Origin of the sequence: Campylobacter sp. RM12637, from assembly GCF_020137645.1 — a bacterium.
GTDB lineage: Bacteria > Campylobacterota > Campylobacteria > Campylobacterales > Campylobacteraceae > Campylobacter_E.
Map to the genome: position 1 here is coordinate 137,644 of NZ_JACGAV010000002.1, position 24,017 is coordinate 161,660.

Below are 24,017 nucleotides of genomic sequence, written 5' to 3' on the forward strand. Positions count from 1 at the left end.
TACGGAGATTTTTCTCCGTTTATAGAATTTCGTTTATAGAATGATTACAATACAAAAAGCTTCAGAAAAAGATTTAGATTTAATCTTAGAATTTATTAAAAAATTAGCTGATTATGAAAACTTATCAAGTAGCGTTGTGGCTACTAAAGAACTTTTAAAAGAAAACTTATTTATAAAACAAAAAGCTTATGTTTTAATAGCTTATTATGATTTAAAGCCTGTTGGATTTGCTTTGTATTTTAATAATTTCTCTACATTTTTAGGAAAATGTGGAATTTACTTAGAAGATTTATTCGTTGATGTTGAATACAGAAATAAAGGAATAGGAAAAGCACTTATAAAAGAACTAGCTAAAATAGCCAATCAAAATGATTATGAAAGAATTGATTGGGTTTGTCTTAAAGACAACTATCCAAGTCTTGAAGTTTATAAAAAAATAGGAGCTAACACAAAAGATGAATGGCTACTACATAGACTTGAAAAATCAGATATAAACAACCTTTTAAATAATAAATAAGTTATCTTAACTATGTATAAAAATCACTTAAAATATAAATAATAAGAAATTAAATCATACATTTAAAATTCTTAAATTAATACCTTAGCTAAATCAATAATTTAATAACTTTTAAAATCACTAATTATTGTTTATTTTTAGATTTTTAAACAATTCTAGCTAAATTACTTTTAGCATTATAAGCTTTTATTACCTATAAATATTTTAAGCGTTTAATAAAACTAAAAATACTCATAAATACATTTATTTTTCAAATTCCAAAACAATTAATAATCAAAACAACCATCTTTATAACCACCTTATAAAGCGTTATAACTAATTTACAATAAAATAAAAAAATAGTTAAATAAATTATTTCTTAGGGGTTATAAATGAGAAACGATTTTTTAAAAATCAATGGAATAATCGCATTTTTATTAGTTGGGTTTTTGAATGCTTTTGTTGATTTAGGACATAAAATCATTATTCAAAACACGGTTTATAAGATTTATGATGGCAGCACGCAATTATTTTTAACTGCAATTATTAATGCTTTAATTTTATTACCTTATATTTTTAGCTTTTCAATATCAGGATTTTTAGCTGATAAATATCCTAAAAATAAAGTTATGAAAATAACTGCTTTAGCAAATATATTTTTAGTATCAATCATTTGTTTTAGTTATTACAATGGTTATTTTTATCTAGCCTTTATAATGACGCTTATTATGGGTATTCAATCAGCCTTATATTCTCCTGCTAAATATGGTTATATTAAAGAGCTAGTTGGTATCAAACAACTTGCTATGGGAAATGGTGCTATAAATGCTGTTAGTATTGTGGCTATTTTGTGCGGAATGCTTGTATTTTCTTTAGGTTTTGAATTATTATTAAACGAGTTTAGCACGAGTAAGGATATATTAACTCAAGTAGCTCCACTAGGCTTATTACTAGTAGCTTTTAGTGTTTTAGAATTTATTTTAGCGTCTAAATTACCGCAGGTTAAAAGCGAAAATTCTAATTTAGCATTCAATAAAAACGATTATTTAAAAGGAGTTTTGCTTAAAAACAACCTTAGCTTAATATTTCAAAATAAAGTAATTTGGCTATGTATAATAGGAATTGCCTTCTTTTGGGCTATTTCTCAATTATATTTAGTATCTTTTCCTGTATTTGCTAAGTTTCATCTAAATGAATTAAACACCTTTTATGTGCAAGGCGTAATGGCAGCTAGTGCAATAGGCGTTATTATAGGCTCAATAATTGCAGGTAGATTTTCTAAAAACTACATTGAATTAGGGCTTATCCCGCTTGGTGCTTTAGGATTATTTTTAAGCTCATTATTAATAAGCTTTCTTAATAATTTATTTGCCTTTGCACTTGTATTTTTTATATTTGGCATATCTGGGGCAATATTCACAATCGCTCTTAATTCTTTAATACAATTTAATGCTAAAGAAAATGAATTAGGTATAGTCTTAGCAGGAAATAATTTTATTCAAAATATTTTTATGCTAAGTTTTGTAATACTTGCTACTTTTTTTGCTTATTTAGAAATTGATGTTTTATATTTGTTTTATTTCATTGTAGTTGTGAGCTTTTTAGGCTCTTTTTATGTATTAATAAAACTGCCTTTTTCTTTAGTAAGAATAATAGTAAGCCTTGCTTTTTATCAAAAATATAGATTATTAGTAGCAGGGTTTGAAAATATCCCACAAAATAAAGGAGTACTATTATTAGGCAATCATATTTCCTTTATTGACTGGGCTATCATACAAATGGCAATCCCTAAAAAAGTGCATTTTGTAATGGAGAGAAAATACTATCAAAAATGGTATATTAGAATGTTTATAAAGCATTTTGGAGTAATCCCTGTAAGCTCTGCTGCAAGTAAAGAAGCCTTAGAATTAATTGCAACTTATATCAAAAAAGGCGAAATTGTTTGTATTTTCCCTGAAGGAACTCTATCAAGACACGGACATTTAAATGAATTTAAAAGTGGTTTTGAATTAGCGTGCAAGGATTTAAGCGAAGATGATGGGATTATAATTCCTTTTTATATCCACGGGCTTTGGGGTAGTTCGTTTTCAAGAAGTGATGAAGAATACAATCTAAGAAATAAAAAAATCGGTAAAAGAGAAATAGCAATAGCATTCGGAACAGCCCTTAGCATACATTCAAGTAAAGAATTAGTAAAAGCTAAAGTGTTTGAACTATCATTCTTAGCTACAAAAACTCAAAGCGATAATCTAAAAACAATAGAAAAAGCCTTTATCATAAGTGCTAAAAAATACTCACAAAATATAGCGATAAACGACCCTTTAGCAGGAGATATAAGCTACAAAAAACTCCTAGCATTAAGCCTAGTGCTTAGTAAAAAAATCCCTAATGATGAAAATATAGGCATATTATTACCTGCTTCATTTGCTTCAACGCTTGTAAATCTAGCTAGTTTATTTGCTGGAAAAACCATAGTAAATCTAAACTACACCGCAGGAATAAAAGCAATCAATCAAGCAAAAGAAAGTGCAAATATAAAGCATATTTATACATCATCTAAATTCTTAGAAAAGCTAGAAAATAAAGGCTTTAAATTAGAATTAGAAAATGTAAATATCATTTATTTAGAAGATTTAATAAAAGCAATAAAAAAAGAAAAGCTAGATATTATCTTTAAACTCTTTTTAATAAGTATCTTACCTAGCTTTATATTACAAGCCTTATTTACTAAGAATTTAAGCAATGAAAAAACAGCTGCGATTTTATTTAGTAGTGGTAGCGAAGGAATGCCTAAAGGAGTTATGCTAAGCCATAAAAATATTTTAAGCAATATTGCTTCAATTTCTAGCATAATTTGTGCAAAAGATGATGATGTAATACTCTCATCTTTACCGCCATTTCACGCATTTGGACTAACCGTTACTACCTTTATGCCTTTAATAGAAGGGATAAAAAGTGCAACTTGTGCTGACCCTACCGATGCTTTAGGCGTTGCAAAAACTATAGTAAAAAATAATGTTAGCATTATGTGTGCAACTTCTACATTTTTAGGAATTTATGCAAGAAATAAAAAAATAGATGAAATTATGTTTGATAGCCTTAGAATTGTAGTTGCAGGTGCTGAAAAATTAAAACCCGAGATTAAATCAGCTTTTGAACTAAAGTTCAAAAAAAATATTTACGAAGGTTACGGAGCTACCGAGACAACGCCTGTTGCAAGTGTGAATTTACCTAATAAATTTGATAGCACATATTGGCAACTACATAGAGCAAATAAAGATAAAAGCGTAGGTATGCCGTTACCTGGCACTGCTATTAGAATAGTTGATCCACTAAGCTATGAAGAATTAAAAGCAAACGAAGATGGACTTATTTTAATAGGCGGACACCAAGTAATGCAAGGATATTTAAATAATCCTGAAAAAACTGCCGAAGTTATAAAAGAAATAGATGGCATTAGATGGTATAACACAGGGGACAAGGGACATTTAGATGAAGATGGATTTTTATACATTGTAGATAGATATTCAAGGTTTGCAAAAATTGGTGGAGAGATGATTTCTTTAGGACTTGTTGAAAGCGAAGTTGCTAAAGTGATTAATAATGATGAAGTAAAACTCTGCTCTACTTCTTTAGAAGATGATAAAAAAGGCGAGATGGTAGTTTTATTAATTGAATGTAGTGAAGAAAAATTTGATTATTTTGTAGATTTAATAAAACAAAGCGAAATACTAGCAATTTATAAACCTAGTAAATATATTTTGATAAAAGAAATTCCATTATTAGGCAGTGGAAAGGTAGATTATAAAGAAGCAAAAGCCCTAGCTAAAAGTATTTTAGAAAACAATTAATAAAATTTATACTAAAAGGAAGAGTAACTTAAACTCTAAACCTTTTAGTTTTGTAATACTAATTAAAGTTTTGCTAATTTTTGAATATTAAAGTATCAAATGAAATTCTTAATTATTTTAAATGCAAAATATTTTAAGTTTTATTTATGCGTTTTTAATATTAAATCAACATATTTAATTCATTTTCTAAGACAGATTTTGGAGTAAGCGATATAAATTTTTTAACCATTTTTCCATCTTTATCGTAAATAAACATAGCAGGCACACCCCAAACACCACCTACTACATTGCTTAAATACTCAACATCTAAACTCTCATAAATAGTAGCAAATGTAACACCTTTTAAGCTTTCTTTTGCCATATCATAATCTCTCATACCACCTAATACAGCAATAATTTTATAATCCTTACTAAGCTCATTTAAGATAGGAATTTGTTTAGCACATACACCGCAATCCTTTGTGTAAAAAAACAACATAAAAGGCTCATTTAATCCCTTTAACGCTTGTTCTTTCGCACTATAACTTAAATGTATTGGCTCTTTTGAATTTAAAGCTAACATTGCTTCATCTTTACAAGCACAAAGTAAAAATATGAAAATTGCTAGAAAAAATCTCATAAATATTCCTTAATCTTATTAGTTAAAAATTCCAAACTTCTATCACCTAATACTTTATCCACATAAACTCCATCTTTTAAAATAAATAAAGTCGGAACAGCAAAAATATCATACCTACTCCAGCTAATGTCTTCTTCATCTTTTAAAAAAATCATATTTGAATATTGGTGTTCTAATTCGTGTTTTTTAATAGTATTTAAATCATCAATAGAATTAATTGCATAGATACTAATATTATTTTCATTCGCAAATTCATTTAATCCAGCCATTACTTTAAGGCAAGCAGCACAACCATTTTGCCAAAATTCTATCAATTCTATACCTTGTCTTTTTAACTCTATTTTATTTAAAGCTGTAGTTTTTGCAAGAATATTAGGAGCTTGTTTATTTAATACTAACTTATTATCTTCACAAGATACAAAAAACAAAAGTATTAAAACTATTAGAATTTTATTCATTCACTATAAGTCCATCTTTAATAGTAATTATCTCATCTCCATTTTTAGCCAAGTCAGGATTGTGAGTAATTAATATAATTGTCTTGCCTTCGCTTCTTAATTTTTTGAATATATCTAAAACTATTTCTCCATTTTCTTCATCAAGATTGCCAGTAGGCTCATCAGCTAATAAAATATTTGGATTATTAATAAGACTTCTAGCTATGCAAAGGCGTTGTTGCTGACCACCACTTAATTCGCTAGGTAAATGCTCTAATCTATCTAACAATCCTACTTTATCTAAGATTTTCTTAGCATCATTTTCTTCAATACTTGAATGATAATATTGAGCTAACATAACATTTTCTAATACGCTTAAATAAGGTATTAAATGAAATTGTTGAAAAATAAGCCCTATTTTTTCTCTTCTTATTCTTTGTTTATCAGCTTCACTTAAATGAGTTACATTAATACCATCTAAAAAGTATTCGCCTTCACTTGCATTATCAAGCAATGATAAAATATTTAAAAGCGTAGTTTTTCCACTACCACTCTTACCTACAATACTAAGCCAACGACCTTGATTTAATTCAAAATTAAGACCTTTTAAAACATGGGCTTTATCAAATCTTTTATGTAAATTACTAACCTTAATAATACTCATTTATTCTCCTCTTAAATTACCTACTATATCTATTTGCAATGCTTTTTTTATCGGAAAATACGCAGCAAATGATGCAAAAAATAATGATATAAAAATTGAAAGCACAAAAGCACTTAATCTAAAATCTATACTAGCATTAAAAATAATATTGCCTAAAATCTGTGCTAAAAAATACCCACCAATAGTGCCTAATAAAGATGAAACAACAGCTAAAATAAATACTTCATAAGCAAATAATTTTGCTATATCTTTAAAACTAGCCCCAAGAGCTAAATGCAATGCTATTTCTTTTTTTCTTGAAAAAATAATTGAACTAAGAGTTGTATTAACACTTGTTGAGCTAATTATTAAAATAACAATAGAAATCAAAAACATAAGACCTTTTATTTTTTCTAAAATTGCTCCTTCTTTTAAACTAACACTTAAAATTGGTTTTAATTCTGCATTATTGCTTACTGCTATTTTGCTAAGCTCTGATAGGTTTTCAAAATCATCATCAACTATTAAAGATACATAAGAATATTTATCATTAATACCTGATAAATCTTTAGCGGAATTTAAATTGATAAAAGCCATAGCATCAATCTCATCTCCAGTAGAAAAAATCCCTTTTATAATATAAGTTTTCTCATAAGGAATACCATTTTTTACTATTGTTAAAGGTAGTTTTTGATTTATGTCTTTTTTTAGCGTATTTGCTAAGTCTATACCTAAATAAATACTATTATCTTTTGAATATTCGCTTTGACTTAGGCTACCTTTTTTAACTAATAAAAACTTATTGATTTTTTTAAATTCATCAAAATCAACCCCAGCTACTATTAATTGCCTTGTAGAAAAAACAGGGCTAAAGTATAAATAAGGAGAATAAGCTAATAATTTGTCTTTACTAATTTTTGATTTAATTAAATTAGCTTCTTTAATATCTAAATAATCATCACTTTTAGAACTAATTAGCATATTTGCCCCGTAACTTTTAAGCTCTTTGCTCATTTTATTGTCAATATCAAAATATATATTTAAAAAAGCATTAGTAACGCAAGTTCCTATAAAAATTGATATTAAAACTATTATTAATCTTTGTTTTGAAAAAACTATACTCTTTTTAACTTGTGTGAAAAAAAAGTTATTTACGCTCATATAACACCTCAACTATTTCAAGATTTACAAAATTCTTAGTAGCTATTAATGAGCCAAGTAAAGCCACCAAACTAGCAAAAAACATACAAATAAATATAATTATGAAGTTATATTCAATACTATGAGAAAAAATGCTATAAGATATAATATCACTTACAAAAAATCCAAACACAGCACCAAAAATACTAGCAATTAAACTAACAAACAAATAATCAATTGCAAAAACCAAATAAACTTGTAAATTACTAGCGCCTAATGCTTTAAACAAACCTATTTCTTTTTTTCTTCTATAAACATCGCTATTTATTAAAGATGCTTCTGCAATACTTGCAACAATTAAAGATATGATAAAAATAATTCCCATTAGACCTTGAATTTTTTTAACGATAGAGCTTTCAGCATCTGCTACTTTACTAACAGCTTTTGCACTTGCTCCTTTATAATTTTCTTCAATTTGATATGCAATAGAGCTTACAAAAGCCGTGCAATACCAATTATCAAATTCTACTTGATTTAAACTCTTTATATCATATCTTGCCCTATGAGCTATGTCATTTTCTGGAATTGTTAGAGCTGATACTTCTGCTCTTTCATAAGTATTTGGCTCATTTAAAATATCATTTAATCTATCTATATTAATTAAAATTTTATCTTCATAATCACCCAAATTACTCACAATGCCAACTACTTTTAACTCTACTTCTTTATCATTTATAAGCACTTTAAAAGTATCGTTAGCTTTAAGATTTAAAGAATTTGCTAATTTTTCACTTATATTTACTTCATTTTCTAGACTATTATCATTTACAAAATTTAAATCAGTCTTTAAAAAAGGTAAAAGAGATAAAAATCCAGTATCAAATACCACGGTTTTATTACCAAATTTATCTTGTTCTATGACTAATTCTTTATTAAAATATGTGCCTAAGATACTGATTTTTTTGCCTTGAAATTCTACTTGGCGTTGTTTAAATGGAGCTATTGCTGTTATATTATTTGACCAGAAAATATCTTTAATTTTTCTCAAATCATCAAGATTTAGGAATTTACTTTCGCTTTGTAATTTAAAGCTTTTATTACCAACTTCAATACTATAAGATGAGCCTTGTGGTAAAACACTAATATTTGCTCCATAATTTCTTAGCTCTTTTCCTAGCTGATTTCCAACTCCAAGAGTTATATTAAGCATACAAGCAAGGAGCAAACAAGCTAAAAAAATAGTCGCAAAACTTAATAATTTTTGAATAGGATTGCCTAAAATTGATTTTTTTACTATTCTTAAAAACATTTTTACTCCTAACTTCTTCTTTCAATCAAAAATAAAGCTTTATCACTTGAGCTTACAAATTTTGATGGGTCTTTTTTAAATTCTTGATAACTTTCATCAGAATTAAAATAATAGCTAATACCATTATAAATATAGGTTTTCTTAGCTTTTGTGTTTAGAAATTTTTCTTTATTTACTGGGTCTTGAACTTGCATTTCAACTACTTTACTAAAATAGTTTTCCCCACCTAATATATCTTTTACTTTCACAATTATCTTATCATTGATAACTTCAAATTTTAAAGGAATTGGATTGCAACCACCTTCTTTACCTACGCTAGGTAAAAATATCCTAACATTACAAGCTACACATAATAATTCATTATTTTTCATAACATAGCCATTATCCCCACAAATACTACAAGCATCAAATACTACTACAGGAGTTTGCTTACCTGCGTGGCGATTAATTATAAAAAATCTAATTTCCTTACCAGAGCTAGAAATATAAGCATAACGATATAATTTACCATCTTGAATATCTTTAGCATCAAATTCAAAATAATCTTTATTTTTAGGAGTAATGATTTTTGGCTCATCAACTTGAATAGGTTTAGAATCTACTAAATCATAAAATAACATAACTAAAGCAGCACTAATACTTAATATAAAATGAATAGTAAAATGAGAATTTATACTAAAAGTTTTTGCGATATTTTTTCTATATTCTATGTCAAAATCACAAGCTTTTTCTCTATATTTTGGTCTATTTTTTAAGCAAGTGCCAACATAAACAATGCCTAAAATCAAGCAAATATAATAATAAAACTCGGCATAATATCTACTCTTAGTAATATAACTAAGCAAAACAGAGCTATCACTAACTCCAATTCTAATTAGATAATACATAATCTCAGCAAAAGCAGTATTTAAAAACATAATTGCAAAAATTACATAAATACAAATTCTTGATTTTGAAAATGAATTTGAATTAGCAAAAAGAAAATTAATATAAAAAATAATACAAATAAAAATAGCTAATAAAATAAAGCCAAAATTTAAAATCCCTTGAGTATCTAATAAGCTTGATGAAAATATAGGATAAGCAACTGATAATAAAAAGTATTTTAAAGAAGCTGCTAAAGATATAAAAAAGCTTAATATATAAGCAAATAAAGAATTATTTTTAAAAATTACTAATTTAATTAAGCTAAAAAATAAAGTAACTAATAAAATTATATTAGCTGTTAATACTCCTATTCTATCTACTTTTTCATAGTGGAATATATAAAATAAAATATATCCAAAAATAAAACCAACTAAAGTAAAAATAATATTTAATTTTAATGATGAATTTTTAGCATAAAAAGCTGTAAAAAAACTAACTAAAAAGCACTCTAAAAATATATGCACAAAATATATACTCATTATTGTCCTTATTTTTGTATATTTTTTATAGAAAGCCTAAGCTTTCTATATTTTAAGTTTTATTTATCAGGTGTTCCTGTGTATTTAAATTTGTATTTAACATTAAATGTATCAAACCACTCGCCAACACCTGTTTCTTTATCTACGTGGCGACCAAAACCTTGTTTTTCAGGATTATCAATTACAAATTCTAATTCATAATTACCAATTCCTGTATCCATTTTAATATTTGCACCATAGTGAGGACCATCATCAGCTACCATTGGCATAAGTTTTCCAACTTTTGTTTTACCATTATCAAGGTTAGTTAATTTATAGCCAATTGTAAGATATGGCATCCAAAAACCTTCAGGAAAACCATTTGGATTTTCTTTAAGAGCGTGAATGTCAGCTTCTAAGTGAATATCAGCTAAAGACGCTGCTAAATCAATACCTCTTGGCTCCATTTCAATTGGTTGAAGATACACAGCTGCTATTTCCATTCCGTGTAATTTATAGCTTTCTGCACCATCAATTGTAGGAATTTCAACTTCTCCTGCAAACACTGAAGACGCTAAAAAAGCACCTGCTACTAAACTAAGCAATGATTTTTTCATTGTTTCTCCTTTGATTTGATTTGCATATAAACAACTCCTCCTATTAATAGGACGAGGATTATTGCCTGTAAAACTAAGCTCTCATAATAAGGATATAATCCTAACCAAGTAATGCTTTCAAATTGCATTGGTATGAGATGTGGAGTTAAGACCTTGCCCTCAACAAGTTCCATAATCCCTTTGCCTGTAAAAGCAAAACACATATAAAAAATAATAATTGAGGTTATTAAGAAAAATTGTTTTATAGGAATTCTAATTGCACCAGCTTTAAGTAAGAAATATAAAACTACTAATATAACAATACCAAGAGCTAAACCACCTAAAACAGCACTAAGTCCAGCACCAGAACCAGAATCAATCAATAATGCTTGATAAAACAATATTGTTTCAGCACCTTCTCTAAATACTGCTAAAAACACGGTCCACCATAATGTTTTAGCACTACCATTTGTAATAGCTAGTCTTGCTTGCTCTTTTAAATTACTTGCATATTTTTTATTTCTTGCATTACTAAGTAGCCAAAAGCCAACATAAAATAATAAAACAACAGCAATTAGCATTGTTACACCTTCTATTAGCTCTCTACTTTGTCCTGAATTTTTAATAAAATATGAAACTATAAAAGCAGTGATAAACGATAAAACAACACCACTACCAAGTGCTGAATAAGCTATATTTAATCTGTCTTTATTACCACTTTGAATAATATATGAAATTATTGCAACTACTATTATTAAAGCTTCTAAACCTTCTCTTAAAATAATAGTAAGTGATGATATAAATAAAAACCAAACACTTGTATCATTTATTTTATCTAACTGACTTTCAATTAATTTATTTAACTCATCAAAATTAGCAATTAACTCATCTTTAGAAGCCTTACTTTTAATTAGTGCTGTTCCTTTAGTAAATTTTGCTTCTATTTCAAGCTTTATATTTGAATTAACAGCACCAATTTTACTCTCCATTCCTTTTGCTTCAAAAATATCTAAATATATATTTTGAAGAGCATCAATACTTGCTTTTTCTCCCATTGTTTCATAGTCTTGAACTATTTTATTTAAAGCTATTTTAATATCAGTTGCAACTTGAGTATAATCTACATTCTTAGTCTCATCAACATATCCAACTAATTTTAATTTATCTAAATTACTAGCATCTATTTTAGTCATTACATCAAATATAGAATCTAATATCTCTTCACTTCTAGCTCTCATATCGCTTTCAGTTACTTTTCCTTCGCGAATATCACTGCCAAAACTTCTTAACTTGCTTCTCATATTAAGATTTTTTGTTGCATTTATTAGAATTTCAATATTTGTATTTATATATATTTCTTCTCTTGCAACGCCAATTGTATCAGCTGCTTTTGTAAATTCTCCTTGCTTATTGTATTGAATAGCTTCGTCAAATTTCTCACTTAATAAATCATATACATATTGTAATTTTGGATCAATCGCAGCTGCTGCTTGAAGGTCTTCTAAACTATCATAAACTTCTTTTTGCATAGTTGGTTTTGTGATTTCTCCACTTGCTTCTTTGCTAAGATGGGCTAATTCTGCTGCTTTTTGTTCTTCACATTTAGTTTTTGCACTATTTTCATCTGCTCCAAACATCATCTCACCTTCAATGCAAGTTTTTAATAAATTCTCTCTTGCATTCATTTCAGCTTTTGCTTTATCATAATTTGGATCAGACGCTACTGCAACTATTTTAAAGCCATTTTGTATAACTGGCGTTACTTCTTCTAAATCAAATATCAAACCATCTATTAAAGCTTCAATTTTGCCTATATTTTCTCCACGCCCATAATAACCACGAAGATTGGTAAATTTTCTCTCCATCAAATAGCCTTTTCTACCAATATTTCTTCCAATAGGACCTTCCATATTTTCAAAATGTTGAAAATAAGCTTCACTTGCAAGTTGTCTTGCAGTTTTTGCATCACCTTTTTTATAGGCTTCTAAACCTTTATTTAGCTTTTCTATAATTAAATCTTTTTCCTTGAAATAATCAACATCATCTCTAGCTATTAAAGATATACAAATAGCAAAAATAAGCAAAAATATTTTTTTCACAAGATAACCTTTATAATAATTTTACTCATTATTGTATGAGTTATAAATAAATAAAATCTAAATGATACTTATTATTTTTTTCATTATTATCAATTAGAATTAATGTTGATAAAAATAATTTATTCTTATTAACCATTTTTAATAATTCGCTCCTACAATTTCGCGACTTTTTTAAAAGGAGATAAAAATGAAAAAAGTATGTTTGTCATTAGTTGCCTTTATAGGCCTTAATTTATGTGCTGCTGAAATTCCTGCAGTTGATGTTTTAGATTGCAAAAGTGCTGAATGTATCAATGATGCAAAAGCTGAAAAAATACTAGAAAAAAGTGAGCAAAAGGTAGTAGAAGAAGTAAAAGCTAAAGAAGAAGTGGTAAAACAAGTTAGCGATAAAGTAGAAGAAAAAAAAGAAGTAGTTAAAGAAGAAGTAAAACAAACAAAAGAAGAAATTAAAAAGGCAAAAAAAGAAGCTAAGAAAAATAAAAAAAGTAAAGAAGCTAAAAAATCAAAACACAACAAAAAAGAAAAAGTAGAAAACAAAAAATAATTTATACTTACGATTTAGCTAATGCTAAATCGTAAAATATTTAATTAAAAAATCCCAAAATATATGATTTTAAATTCTCAAAACCACTTATAAAAATTACAATAATTACAATAGGAATAAAATATTTTATATAATAAAACCAAGCTTTATAAAGTGGATTTTTAAGTTCATAATTATTGCTAATTTCTCTTAAAGCTTCATCTTTACCTAAAACAAAAGCAACATAAATTACACAAAGTAAAGCTGTAATTACAAATAAAATATTTCCACTAATAAAATCAAATGTATCAAAAATATTTCTTCCATAAATTAAAACATTATCAAGCACTCCATAACTTAATAAAGCAGGAATATTTCCTAATATAAAAATTCCACCTAAAACTAAATTAATCGCTGTATTTTTTGAGATTTTAAATTTTTCTTCTAATACAGAAATAATTACTTGATAAATAGGCAAACTCGTAGTAAGTGCAGCTGTTAATAATAAAACAAAAAACACTATAGCAAAGAAATCCCCAAAATGCATATGAGAAAACACTATTGGTAAGGTTTTAAATACTAATGATGGACCAGCATCAGGACTTAATCCAAAAGAAAATAAAGAAGGAAATATCATAAATCCTGCTAAAACCGCTACAAGAGTATTTACAATACCTGTAATAATTGCTGTTTTTAATAAATCCTCGCCTTTATCAAGGTAACTTGATAATGTAATCATAACCCCAAATCCAAGCGATAAAGCAAAAAATACTTGTCCTATAACATATAAAAATATACTAGGTGTAATCTTGCTAAAATCAGGATATAAATAAAACTTAATCCCTTCAATTGCCCCATCTAAAGTAACATTTCTAATAACCATAGCAATAAGACATAAAAACAAAAGCGGCATTAGATACTTAACAGAACGCTCAATTCCATCAATAACTCCACGCCTTAAAATAATCCAATTAATAAATACAAAAATAAATGTATAAATTCCTATCATTAAAGGGTCATTTTCTATATTTTTTTGATAATGTAAGCTAGTTTGCTCTGCTGTAATTACTGAAGTTAAATCAAGCCCGCCTAAATTAAACATAGACATAATAATATTAACAATATAGCTAATTACCCAAGCACCTAAAACCATATAATAAGCCATAATTGCATAGCTTCCAAATAGCCCTAAATACCCAACAAATTGCCATTTTTTACTAAAACAATCAACGCTATTTTTATGCATTCTTCTACCTATTATATTTTCTACTAAGATAATAGGAACACCGACTAAAAACATAGCTATTATAAATAATAAAACATAAGCACCACCACCATTTTCTCCTACCATATAAGGAAATCTCCAAGTAGCTCCAAATCCAATAGTAGCACCTGCAACGGTTAAAATATATGTAAGTCTATTACTCCAAGTAAGTCGTTTCATAATGTATCCTTTTTTGAAAAAGGATACATTTTATACAAAAAATAATGATAATTTCAAGTTTTTTTTAAATAAATTTTACAAATAAAAATCCTAAAGCAACGCTTAAAGCAATCATTAAAACGCCTGGAATAAAGAAAGAATGGTTAAATACATACTTTCCTATCCTAGTAGTTTTTGTATCATCCATTCCAACCGCACCAAGTAATGTTGGGTAAGTTGGTAACACAAAGAGTGCTGAAACTGCTGCAAAAGAAGCGATGATTATTTTTGCGTTTTCTGGGTTTTCATTTAATGCAAGTGCAACAATTACTGATGGAACTATTGCTTTAGCAGTTGCTGCTTGAGAATATAAAAGCATACTAGCAAAGAAAAAGGCAAAAGCTAATAAGAATTGATATTGTTCTACTAAGCCTTTAGCAAATTCTTTTATTTCATTACTATGAGCGCTTACATAAGTATCTCCTAGCCACGCAACACCTAAAACACAAACGCAAGCATTCATACCGCTTTTAAATACACTTGTATCAATGATTTTTGAAGTATTGATTTTAGTGCTTAATACAATAAAAGTAGCAATGCTAAGCATTACACACATAATAGCACTATCTCTTGGAATAATTATCTCATCAGCTTTTAAGCCTGAAATATAAGTCGCATAACAAACAACAGCTAAAACGCCAATAACAAAAATCGCAACGCTAGTCTTAGCACCTTTAATAATCTCTTTTTGAGTGCTTTGTTTTTTTGCTATTTCACCTTTTTTAAGTAATTCTTGATAATACTCATCAGAACTTAAATCAAGATTTGAAAACTTAGTTACTAAAAAAGCACTAAGCATACAAGCTAAATAAGTGCTACCTATCCAAATGCTTAATAATGTTAAATAAGAATACCCAAAAGGCTCAAGCACACCACTAAGATAAACAACAGCTGCACTAACAGGACTTGCAGTAATTGCTATTTGACTTGATACAACTGCAAGGCTAAGTGGAGCTTTTGGCTTAATATTTTGCTCTTTTGCAACCTCAACAATTACTGGTATCATAGAAAACGCAGTATGCCCTGTCCCTGCTAAAATAGTTAAAAAATAAGTAATACTAGGAGCTAAATAATTGATTTTTTTAGGATTTTTCCTAAGTATTCTCTCAGCAATATGCACCAAATAATCAAGTCCACCTGCTAATTGCATAGCCGAAATTGCTGCAATTACTGACATAATGATTAAAATTACCGAAGTTGGAATTTCGCCTGGTTTTATACCACACAAAATACCTAATAAAATAACTCCAATCCCACCAGTATAGCCAATCGCAATTCCACCAAGTCTAACACCTAAAAATATAGCCGCTAAAACTATGGCTAAATCCAAAAATCCAACAACATTTGCAAAAAGCAAAAAGCAAATCGCTACAACAATCCAAACATATTTGTTTTTCATTTTAACTCCTTTAAAATGCCAATTTTACACATAATTATTTTAATGTTTTATAAAAATTAAAATATTTAAATTTTAAAGAATAATTAAAAAGAAAAATTAGGAATTTAAAATCAAATTCCTAATATAATTTAAAATAATTGCTTATGTTTTATAGCATTAGCCAATAAGCCAATAGTTGTGCCATTATGAGCAAATGCAGTAGCTGCTGGGCTTAATAAACCAAGTGTTGCAGCACCTAATATGAATGAATTAACCCATACCGTTGTGCTAAAGTTTTTATCAATTTTTTTCATAGTTTCATTAGCTATAACTTTTGCTTCTAAAATACAAGCAAAATCATCTCTTAGTAATCCAATATCAGCACTAGCTTTTGCTAAATCAGCACCTTTTTGCATAGAAATTCCAACATCAGCCTGAACTAACGATGGAGCGTCGTTTATACCATCGCCTATAAAGGCTACTTTTTTGCCTTGAGCTTTTAAACTAGCTAAAATATTTGCTTTATCTTGTGGTAAAAGCTCTGCATAAACCTTATCAATTCCAAGTTCTTTTGCAACTTCTAAAGCCCTACTTTCAATATCGCCTGTTAGCATTACTAATTCTTTTACGCCGTTTTGCTTAAGCTTTGCTAAGACTTCTTTAGCATTGCTTCTAATTTCATCTTTCATAGCAATTACGCCTAATAATTCTTTAGATTTTGCTACATATAAAAGAGTTAAGCCTTTATCTAAAAGCTCTTTAATATTTGCATTAGCCCTAGAAAAATCAACACCTTCATCATCTTCTAAAAAATGCCTTGAGCCAATTATTACTTCTTCATTATCAATGCTAGTTTTAACGCCGTGTGCTACTATAAACTCCACTTCTCCGTGATTAATATGAGAAAATCCACGCTCTTTAGCAGCCTTTACTATAGCTTCTGCAACAGGGTGAAAATAATGCTCTTCAGCACTTGCACTAAGATTTAGTAAGGTTTTTTCATCATATTTTGGACTAAATACATGAACGCTTTCAACTTTTAAATCCCCATAAGTTAATGTGCCTGTTTTATCAAATACAAAAGTATCAACCGAGCTTAAATTCTCTAAAGCAGTGCTACCTTTAAGCAATATCTGTCTTCTTCCTGCATAAGAAATAGCACTTTTAAATGCCACAGGAGTTGCTAGTTTTAAAGCACAAGAATAATCAGCCTGAAGCACACTAGCCATCGCTGCACTTCCTTTATATAAATATGCAAGTCCAGCAAGTCCTAAAGTAACAGGCACTAAACTATCTGCTAATTTATAAGCTTTTTGCCCTATTTTTGATTTTTCTTCTAAGCAATCTTTCATATAATGTAAAATCTTAGCCGTTGACGTATTTTCTCCAACGCTTTCAGCCCATATTTTAATACGACCTTCAACTACCACGGTTCCACTTAAAACCCTATCTCCACGACTTTTAGTAACTGCTTGGGCTTCTCCTGTCATAGAAACTTGATTAATACTAGCAATCCCATCAACAATATAACCATCAACCGCTATATTATCTCCTTGAGATACCACTACAATATCCCCTACTACCAAATCTTTCGCACTTTTTTTAACAAGCTCTTGATTAACCTCTACCCAAGCGTGAGTTATTTGTGGTTTTGCTAGTTCTTTTATCAAATCATCACTTTTTGCCACTACGCTTTCTTCAATATATTCGCCAATATTTAGCATTAAATTAGTGCTATTTGCTGCTTTATAATCTTTTCTATATAAAGAAACTCCTACCGCTGCTGCTTCTAATACTTTTGAAGTTAAACCATTTTCAATAAGTTCTAAAGTTCCTTCTTTTAATAAAGGCAATGCAGTTGCACTAGAAACAAAACCATCATAAATAGGGCTTGTTTTATAGCTATTTGCTAAAGCTAAAATAGATGAATAAATCATAGCCTTACTTGGAGTTTCTTTTGCTTTTTTTAATTGCTTAATTTCATAAGTGCTAAAAAAATCTAATATTTTTTGAGCTAAATTATTATCAATTTCTTTTGAACTTGTAAAAACTAAGCTTTTTGAAGCATTATTAACACTTACAAAAACACCAGAAAAATTAAGATTAAACTCACTTACTAATAAATGATTATCGCTTAGATTATTAAGCGTATTTAGCCTAATTCTAAGACGATTTTTAGAGTGATGAATAACCTTACAATTATTCTTGCATTGAAGCTTTTGCATCTTCTACTTGCTCTTTAAATTCTTCAATAGCAGCACTAGCAAAACTTTGAATTTTTGCAACACCTTTTGCTAAAGTATCTTTTGCATCTTTATTACTTAATAAATAAGTAACCGCAGCACCAATTAAAATTCCTTTTACTAAAGGAGAGCCAAAAAGCCCTGTTCCTTGAGTTGTTAGCGAACTTAAAAAGCCTGTATTTTGATTGTTGTTTGCAGTATTATTTAAATTATTGTTTGAAACATTATTTAAATATGGATTATAAGAATAATTTTGATTATTATATCCTTGATTAACATTGTAATTTTGATTATTGTTTAAATATGGATTATTATTATTTGTCATTTTATTTTCTCCTAAAAATTGATTAATTAAAATTCCACTAATTCCAGAAACTATTGCGTTTTTATAATCTTTCCTAGCTATATCATTGCTTGTTTTAATTGCAAAATAGCTAGTAACTCCTACCTTTAAACTTGCTTTTAAATCTTGAGTTGTAAAAAAATTATTAAGACTAGAGCTTAATAAATGATCACTCGGAACTCTACTTGATGTAAGCATAATTTTTACTTCTTAGAGCTTTTTTTAGCTACTTCTTTCTCGCATTTGCAACAAGGTTTAAGTTTTGAGATTTTTAAAATTGCATTTTCTGTCATTTTTCCTGCACTTTTTGCAAAATCTTGAGAATTAAACTCACTTATACTTTTTTTAATACTATCTTTTTTATTATAAATTGTTACTGCAGCTACACCTAATGCTGCACCTAATATGAATGGAATTGGCATGATAATCTTCCTTTATTTTAAAATATCTTTTAAAAAATTACTAACTAAAGAATCTACATTAAATTCATTAGTCGCAAGGCTTTTTCTTAAAGCCACCTGATACTCATTAACCGAACTAGCCCAAAGTCTAAAAATAAGGTCTTTTAGCTTTTCATCTTTGCAAACATTAGCCGCTATTTTATAAGCTTGAACGATTTCAAATTCTTTTGCTAAAAGTAGCAAATAAGCATCATTTAAACTACACTCAACCAATAAAGCATTATTATCACTAATTAATAATTGATTTAATTGCTTTTTTGCATTTAAAATATCTCTTAAAATACCATCATTAAAGCAATTAGCATAATACTCATATAATTTTATGCTAGTTAAATCTAGCTCAAAAGCTCTTCTTATATCGCTGTTTTCTAGTTCTTGCAAAAACTCTTGGTTTTCAAATCTTAGCTCAAGCAATGTTAAGCTCCTTTAAAGCTAGGTTAATCTCATCAATGTTTTTTGCATTGATTAAATTATCAAGGCTTTGTTTTGATATGATTTTATCATCATATAAAATAGTAACCTTGCCTAAGATTTTATTAACTTTAACTTCATTAATCCCTTTTAGATTAAAAACTTCATCAATGTTGTAGCTTTCTAAGTCTTTTAATTCTCTTATCTTGCTAGATATATCAAGTCTTAATCTACCACTTGTGTGATGAGTGATTGTAATGTATTCTAAAACTTCACTTAAAACCTTAGCTTTATTCATTAAAAATCCTTTCGTTTTCAAAAATGATTGTAGTCCCTAAAACTTAAAATAAAATAAAATATATAAGATAATGATAATCAAAAAGTGGCAAAAACTCAATATTTATGCTATTTTGCTAATCTTTTCTATATTAAATTACTAAGGAATTTTATGAAAAAATTATTTTTTATCTCATTTTTTACAACATTTTTGCTATCAAATAATCTAATAAATGGCAAAGTTGATATTAGCATTCAAAATCCAATAATTAGTAAAAGCGAAATCACTTACACAAAATATCCGATAAATAATAAAACCTTATTAATTTTAGCCCCAAATTATCGCGCAAGTGGTAAAACTTTAAATATTACTTTAGACAATCAAGAATATAGCCTTAAAGTGCTTGAAGGAGAATATAAAAAAGAGCAAATTAAACTTGCAAAGCCATCAATTATTAAGCCAAACAAAAAGCTTCAAGAAAGAATTGCTAAAGAATACGATGAAGCAGTGAAAATCTATGCAAAAAGCACCGAAAAAGTATATATTAATAAGCCTTTCATAATCCCTTTAGATAGCGTTATTACAAGCCCTTTTGGAAGTGCTAGGGTGTTTGAAAACACTCTTAAGAGTTATCATTCAGGCACTGATTTTAGAGCAGCAATTGGAGTTAGCATTCCAGCTAGTAATGATGGAGTAGTAGTTATTGCAAAAGATAGATATTATTCAGGTGGTAGCGTTGTGATTGATCATGGATACGGCGTTTATTCGCAATATTATCATTTAAGCAAGATTAATGTAAAAGTGGGTGATTTTGTAAAACAATCAGATATTATAGGACTTAGTGGAGATACGGGTAGGGTTAGTGGGCCTCATCTTCATTTTGGAATTGCTATAAAAGGCGTTAGTGTTGACCCACTTGATTTTGTAAATAAATTTAACGCAAAGGCTTTTAATTGATTTTTAGCAAATATTTTGATACTTGGAGTAAAGAGTATTATAAAAAAGGTGTAAAAGTTGGTAAAGATGGGGATTTTTATACAGCTGTTAGTGTTGGAGAGCTTTTTGGCTTTTTGTGTGCTAAAAGATTTATTTTTTTAGTTGATGAAAAGATTTTAAAACTACCTATTGATATAGTAGAAATCGGTGCAAATGAAGGGTATTTATTAAAAGATTTTTTAACATATTTAAAAGATAAACGCCCTGAAATTTATAAGCAAATTAATGTAAAAATCATAGAGCCACACGACAATCTAAGGGCTTTACAAAAAAAGAATTTGAATGTGGAATTTAAACATTATTATTTTGATGATTTTAGTAGTGATAATGCCTTTTTTATCGCAAATGAATTATTTGACGCTTTTGCTTGTGAGCTTTATGATAATCATAAATTTGGCTTCGTTGAAAATGGCAAAATAATCTTTAAAGAGCATAAAAATAGTTATGAATATTTACAAGATAAACTTGAAAAACGCTTGGAATTTTCTCCTATGATATATGATTTTTTAAGTGCTTTAGATAAGAAGTGTAAGGAATTTTATTTTTTAACATTTGATTATTTTTCTACATATTTAAATGATGAGTTTAGTTTAAGAATATTTAAAAATCATCAATTAATTGACCCATTTAACGCTAATTTAGAAGAATTATTTGCAAATTGTGATATTACTTGGAATGTAAATTATGATGAATTGTGCTTTTATTTTGATAAACTTAATCTAAAACATAGCTTTAAAAAACAATCAAGAGCTTTGATGGAATTTGGAGTAGATGAATTTAGCGATATTAAATACGCAAATGCCATTAAATATCTATTTTTTGGCTTTAGCGATAATTTTCATTGTTTAGAATTTAATAAAAACATTAAAGGAGATTAAAATGGATAAAACAAGTAAAGAATTAATAAAAGTTGATGCAAATACTATCAACGAATTAGAAAACGAGCTTTCAAGTTTGCTTAAAACTAGAAATCAAGAGTTAAAAGAACAAATTAAAAAATTAAGCGAAGAGCAAAATAAATTTGAATATCAATTAAATGATAAATTAAAGAAAATTGAAAAAGCCAAAAGCGAGATAAAACCCAAGTCTAACGCAGCATTAATTACTTTATTAAGTATATTAATAATACTTGTAGTAATTGATGTCGGGATTAGAATTTTTGCTAATTAATCTAGGAAATTCCTAGATTAAATATAATAATCCTTGCAATCTTTAAAATCGCAAAAAAGCACCGCATCAACGCCTATTAAAGCGGCTTTTTCAATATCGCTAGTATCTTTTATAAAAGATAAAATCTTGCTATCAAATAAATATTTTTCTGCTAAAAATACGCTGTCTTTTAAGATTTTAGCATTTGGGATAATGTATTCACAAAGTGCTGCATTTGATTGCAAAACTTCACTTAAAGTATCGCAAAATATAGCTCTTTTAATATTTGGCTTTGCTAATATTTCTTCGCTAAATTTTACACAACTTACATTATTTACACTAAATCCTAATTCAAATTCTAAAGCTGTAAATTGATTTTTTATATAATCTAATCCATAAATTAACATTATTTATCCTTAAGTGCATTTTCTAAAAACAATATTTCATTTATATAATTTTTTTGCAAATATTCTAAATTAATTGAGATTTGCTCTAATTCTTCTAAATTATAATCATTTAATTTTGCTAATAATTCATCGTAATCTAAGGCGAATTCAAAACCTTTTGCAAAATTAATTTTAGTATTATTATAAATTAGTTCTAAGTCTTTTAAAATTGATATTTGATTTGATATTTTCTCTAGCATATTAATTAAAATTCTTTTTTATTTCATCTAATTCATCTTGGGTATATCCAGCCATAATTCTAGCGTTTTCATTCATATTTTTAATAGGTCTTATTAGGTGTTTGTATTCTAAGAGTAAATCACAAAAATTCTCATTTGTCCCACCTGCGTTTTTATACCATCTATCGCCTTTATTTACATGGCTTATTTCATCGTGCAAGATGATTTTTAAAACTTCTAATAATTTTGATTTTATTTGGTGTTTTGTGCTGCTTATTTTTTTAACCACAAAAGGATTAGCATCAAGCCCACAAGCTTCTAAATGCCTATGCACGACCCCCATTCTAACCTTAAAACTAGAATTAGTAGCTCTCATAGCGTCAAATAAATTAGTATGCACCCCAAAATCTCCGTATTTATATCCTAGCTCATTTAAAGCGTCGTTTAATAGACTAAAGTGTAAGCATTCTTCTTTAGCTATTTCTAAAAAATCACTCGCAAACAAAAGCCCGCCGGTATGATAAAATCTATAAGCAGCATCTAATGCAAGGTCAATTGCTGAATATTCAATATGAGCTATTTGGTGTAAGGTCTTTGCTAAAGCATTATCAGAACTTAGTTCTTTTGGTCTTTTAATCCTTGTTGGGTGAATAATCTCAAGGCTTTTTGCATAACTTGGCTCTTCTAAAACTAAAGGCTCGTATTCATTATAAGCTAGGTTATTGCTTAAAAAATCATCGTAAAAATCATCAAATTTAGCTAATTTTTTAGCATAATCACTCTCGCTTAAAACATCAAATAAAGTATGCGAATAATCTTTCATATTAGTCCTTAAAGCTTATAAATGAGATTTTTTATTTTATAAAATCTTTGATAAAAACATAGTTTTACCAAAGATTATTAAAAAGAATTTAAATAAATACTATTTAAATTCTTTTATTGTCTATAAATCTTGATTTTATTTTACGAAATTAATAAATATTTTGATTTACCAATATTTTAACTAAGTCTAATTTAGCTAGATTTTGCGATGGAATTTTTAATATATCTAATAGATTTTAATTTCACATTTGTGTAAATAAAGTGAAATTATTTTTTAAGGAGATAGCCATGAAAAAGGGCTTTACAATGATTGAGTTGATTTTCGTAATCGTAATTTTAGGAATTTTAGCAGCAGTTGCAATTCCAAAACTAAATGCTACAAGAGATGATGCTGAACTTGCAAAAGCAGCTAGCAACTTCTCAACAGTTATTAGTGATATTTCATCATATTATACAGCTAAAGGTTCATTTGCAACAAAATTATCTGATATGACAAATGTAGGTTTAGATGGAGGAACTACAGCAGCTGCAGCAGGCGCAGGAGCTACTGGTGAACTTAAAATTAAAGATAAGAAGTGTATAAAATTTGAAGCAAAAGATAGCACGCTAAAAATAGGAAAAGGTACTGATTCAGCACAAACTATTTGTACAAATTTTTATGCTATTTCAAGTGTTAAAGCAATTACAGGAAATACAGATGTTCCAGATTTTACAAGTGCATATGAAATTAG

Annotated in this window: 25 protein-coding genes; 7 read left to right on the forward strand and 18 right to left on the reverse strand. The window is 27.9% G+C overall.

Annotation, left to right across the window (positions count from 1 at the left end; translation table 11 throughout):
- Positions 1-40 precede the first annotated feature (40 nt).
- Positions 41-517, forward strand: a complete 477-nt coding sequence (locus AVBRAN12637_RS01965) for a GNAT family N-acetyltransferase (protein ID WP_214117797.1) — start codon at positions 41-43, stop codon at positions 515-517.
- A 371-nt stretch (positions 518-888) separates the two neighbouring features.
- Positions 889-4,347, forward strand: a complete 3,459-nt coding sequence (locus tag AVBRAN12637_RS01970; protein WP_336615227.1) for an acyl-[ACP]--phospholipid O-acyltransferase — start codon at positions 889-891, stop codon at positions 4,345-4,347.
- Positions 4,348-4,507: 160 nt separating this feature from the next.
- On the opposite strand, the gene AVBRAN12637_RS01975 is transcribed toward AVBRAN12637_RS01970, so the two are convergent.
- From AVBRAN12637_RS01975 to AVBRAN12637_RS02010, 8 genes are read right to left on the reverse strand one after another with little or no spacing between them, the layout of a single operon-like run.
- Positions 4,508-4,966, reverse strand: coding sequence for a TlpA family protein disulfide reductase (locus AVBRAN12637_RS01975; RefSeq protein ID WP_214119525.1), 459 nt, complete (start codon positions 4,964-4,966; stop codon positions 4,508-4,510).
- Positions 4,963-5,424 carry a TlpA family protein disulfide reductase gene (locus AVBRAN12637_RS01980; RefSeq protein ID WP_214119523.1) on the reverse strand — a complete coding sequence of 154 codons (462 nt, stop codon included), beginning with the start codon at positions 5,422-5,424 and terminating at the stop codon, positions 4,963-4,965. Before AVBRAN12637_RS01980 ends, AVBRAN12637_RS01975 begins: the two co-directional genes overlap by 4 nt.
- Positions 5,417-6,067 (reverse strand): ABC transporter ATP-binding protein, encoded by a 651-nt coding sequence (locus AVBRAN12637_RS01985; RefSeq protein WP_214117801.1) that lies wholly within the window; start codon positions 6,065-6,067, stop codon positions 5,417-5,419. Before AVBRAN12637_RS01985 ends, AVBRAN12637_RS01980 begins: the two co-directional genes overlap by 8 nt.
- Positions 6,068-7,207: an ABC transporter permease gene (locus tag AVBRAN12637_RS01990; protein ID WP_214117802.1), complete on the reverse strand. Its 1,140-nt coding sequence runs from the start codon at positions 7,205-7,207 to the stop codon at positions 6,068-6,070.
- Positions 7,194-8,495 (reverse strand): ABC transporter permease, encoded by a 1,302-nt coding sequence (locus AVBRAN12637_RS01995; RefSeq protein WP_214117803.1) that lies wholly within the window; start codon positions 8,493-8,495, stop codon positions 7,194-7,196. The genes AVBRAN12637_RS01990 and AVBRAN12637_RS01995 overlap by 14 nt, the downstream gene beginning before the upstream one ends.
- An 8-nt stretch (positions 8,496-8,503) precedes the next feature.
- Positions 8,504-9,901, reverse strand: coding sequence for a Fe-S-containing protein (locus AVBRAN12637_RS02000; RefSeq protein ID WP_336615228.1), 1,398 nt, complete (start codon positions 9,899-9,901; stop codon positions 8,504-8,506).
- Between the two features lie 59 nt (positions 9,902-9,960).
- A complete protein-coding gene (locus AVBRAN12637_RS02005; protein ID WP_214117805.1) occupies positions 9,961-10,497 on the reverse strand; it encodes an iron transporter in 537 nt (178 codons plus the stop codon).
- Positions 10,494-12,575 (reverse strand): FTR1 family iron permease, encoded by a 2,082-nt coding sequence (locus AVBRAN12637_RS02010; protein ID WP_336615229.1) that lies wholly within the window; start codon positions 12,573-12,575, stop codon positions 10,494-10,496. The genes AVBRAN12637_RS02005 and AVBRAN12637_RS02010 overlap by 4 nt, the downstream gene beginning before the upstream one ends.
- A gap of 187 nt (positions 12,576-12,762) precedes the next feature.
- Here AVBRAN12637_RS02010 and AVBRAN12637_RS02015 point away from each other — a divergent pair, with 187 nt between their 5' ends.
- On the forward strand, positions 12,763-13,119 hold the full coding sequence (locus AVBRAN12637_RS02015; protein WP_239803093.1) for a hypothetical protein: 357 nt from the start codon (positions 12,763-12,765) through the stop codon (positions 13,117-13,119).
- Between the two features lie 40 nt (positions 13,120-13,159).
- On the opposite strand, the gene AVBRAN12637_RS02020 is transcribed toward AVBRAN12637_RS02015, so the two are convergent.
- The 7 genes from AVBRAN12637_RS02020 to AVBRAN12637_RS02050 form a co-directional block, all read right to left on the reverse strand.
- Positions 13,160-14,542, reverse strand: coding sequence for a sodium-dependent transporter (locus AVBRAN12637_RS02020; protein ID WP_214142724.1), 1,383 nt, complete (start codon positions 14,540-14,542; stop codon positions 13,160-13,162).
- A 64-nt stretch (positions 14,543-14,606) separates the two neighbouring features.
- Positions 14,607-15,980 carry an anaerobic C4-dicarboxylate transporter gene (locus AVBRAN12637_RS02025; protein ID WP_336615230.1) on the reverse strand — a complete coding sequence of 458 codons (1,374 nt, stop codon included), beginning with the start codon at positions 15,978-15,980 and terminating at the stop codon, positions 14,607-14,609.
- 128 nt (positions 15,981-16,108) lie between these two features.
- Positions 16,109-18,184: a heavy metal translocating P-type ATPase gene (locus tag AVBRAN12637_RS02030; protein ID WP_214117810.1), complete on the reverse strand. Its 2,076-nt coding sequence runs from the start codon at positions 18,182-18,184 to the stop codon at positions 16,109-16,111.
- Complete coding sequence (locus AVBRAN12637_RS02035) at positions 18,159-18,743, reverse strand: YtxH domain-containing protein (protein WP_214119511.1); 585 nt, start codon at positions 18,741-18,743, stop codon at positions 18,159-18,161. Before AVBRAN12637_RS02035 ends, AVBRAN12637_RS02030 begins: the two co-directional genes overlap by 26 nt.
- A gap of 5 nt (positions 18,744-18,748) precedes the next feature.
- Positions 18,749-18,967 carry a hypothetical protein gene (locus tag AVBRAN12637_RS02040; protein ID WP_214117812.1) on the reverse strand — a complete coding sequence of 73 codons (219 nt, stop codon included), beginning with the start codon at positions 18,965-18,967 and terminating at the stop codon, positions 18,749-18,751.
- Between the two features lie 12 nt (positions 18,968-18,979).
- Positions 18,980-19,420, reverse strand: coding sequence for a hypothetical protein (locus tag AVBRAN12637_RS02045; RefSeq protein WP_214119510.1), 441 nt, complete (start codon positions 19,418-19,420; stop codon positions 18,980-18,982).
- Positions 19,413-19,715, reverse strand: coding sequence for an HMA2 domain-containing protein (locus AVBRAN12637_RS02050; protein ID WP_336612648.1), 303 nt, complete (start codon positions 19,713-19,715; stop codon positions 19,413-19,415). The genes AVBRAN12637_RS02045 and AVBRAN12637_RS02050 overlap by 8 nt, the downstream gene beginning before the upstream one ends.
- Before the next feature lie 150 nt (positions 19,716-19,865).
- Here AVBRAN12637_RS02050 and AVBRAN12637_RS02055 point away from each other — a divergent pair, with 150 nt between their 5' ends.
- Genes AVBRAN12637_RS02055 through AVBRAN12637_RS02065 form a run of 3 tightly spaced genes read left to right on the forward strand, consistent with a single transcriptional unit; the run spans position 19,866 to position 21,860 of the window.
- A complete protein-coding gene (locus tag AVBRAN12637_RS02055; protein WP_336615231.1) occupies positions 19,866-20,651 on the forward strand; it encodes a M23 family metallopeptidase in 786 nt (261 codons plus the stop codon).
- Positions 20,648-21,568, forward strand: a complete 921-nt coding sequence (locus AVBRAN12637_RS02060; protein ID WP_214117816.1) for an SAM-dependent methyltransferase — start codon at positions 20,648-20,650, stop codon at positions 21,566-21,568. The genes AVBRAN12637_RS02055 and AVBRAN12637_RS02060 overlap by 4 nt, the downstream gene beginning before the upstream one ends.
- Before the next feature lies 1 nt (position 21,569).
- On the forward strand, positions 21,570-21,860 hold the full coding sequence (locus tag AVBRAN12637_RS02065; RefSeq protein WP_214117817.1) for a hypothetical protein: 291 nt from the start codon (positions 21,570-21,572) through the stop codon (positions 21,858-21,860).
- 17 nt (positions 21,861-21,877) lie between these two features.
- On the opposite strand, the gene AVBRAN12637_RS02070 is transcribed toward AVBRAN12637_RS02065, so the two are convergent.
- Genes AVBRAN12637_RS02070 through AVBRAN12637_RS02080 form a run of 3 tightly spaced genes read right to left on the reverse strand, consistent with a single transcriptional unit; the run spans position 21,878 to position 23,287 of the window.
- Positions 21,878-22,246, reverse strand: a complete 369-nt coding sequence (locus tag AVBRAN12637_RS02070; RefSeq protein WP_336615232.1) for a hypothetical protein — start codon at positions 22,244-22,246, stop codon at positions 21,878-21,880.
- Positions 22,246-22,485, reverse strand: a complete 240-nt coding sequence (locus tag AVBRAN12637_RS02075; RefSeq protein WP_214117819.1) for a hypothetical protein — start codon at positions 22,483-22,485, stop codon at positions 22,246-22,248. Before AVBRAN12637_RS02075 ends, AVBRAN12637_RS02070 begins: the two co-directional genes overlap by 1 nt.
- A gap of 1 nt (position 22,486) precedes the next feature.
- Positions 22,487-23,287, reverse strand: coding sequence for a ferritin-like domain-containing protein (locus AVBRAN12637_RS02080; RefSeq protein ID WP_214117820.1), 801 nt, complete (start codon positions 23,285-23,287; stop codon positions 22,487-22,489).
- Between the two features lie 287 nt (positions 23,288-23,574).
- Here AVBRAN12637_RS02080 and AVBRAN12637_RS02085 point away from each other — a divergent pair.
- Positions 23,575-24,017: type II secretion system protein (locus tag AVBRAN12637_RS02085; RefSeq protein ID WP_336615233.1), on the forward strand; the 443-nt coding region annotated here is incomplete at its 3' end.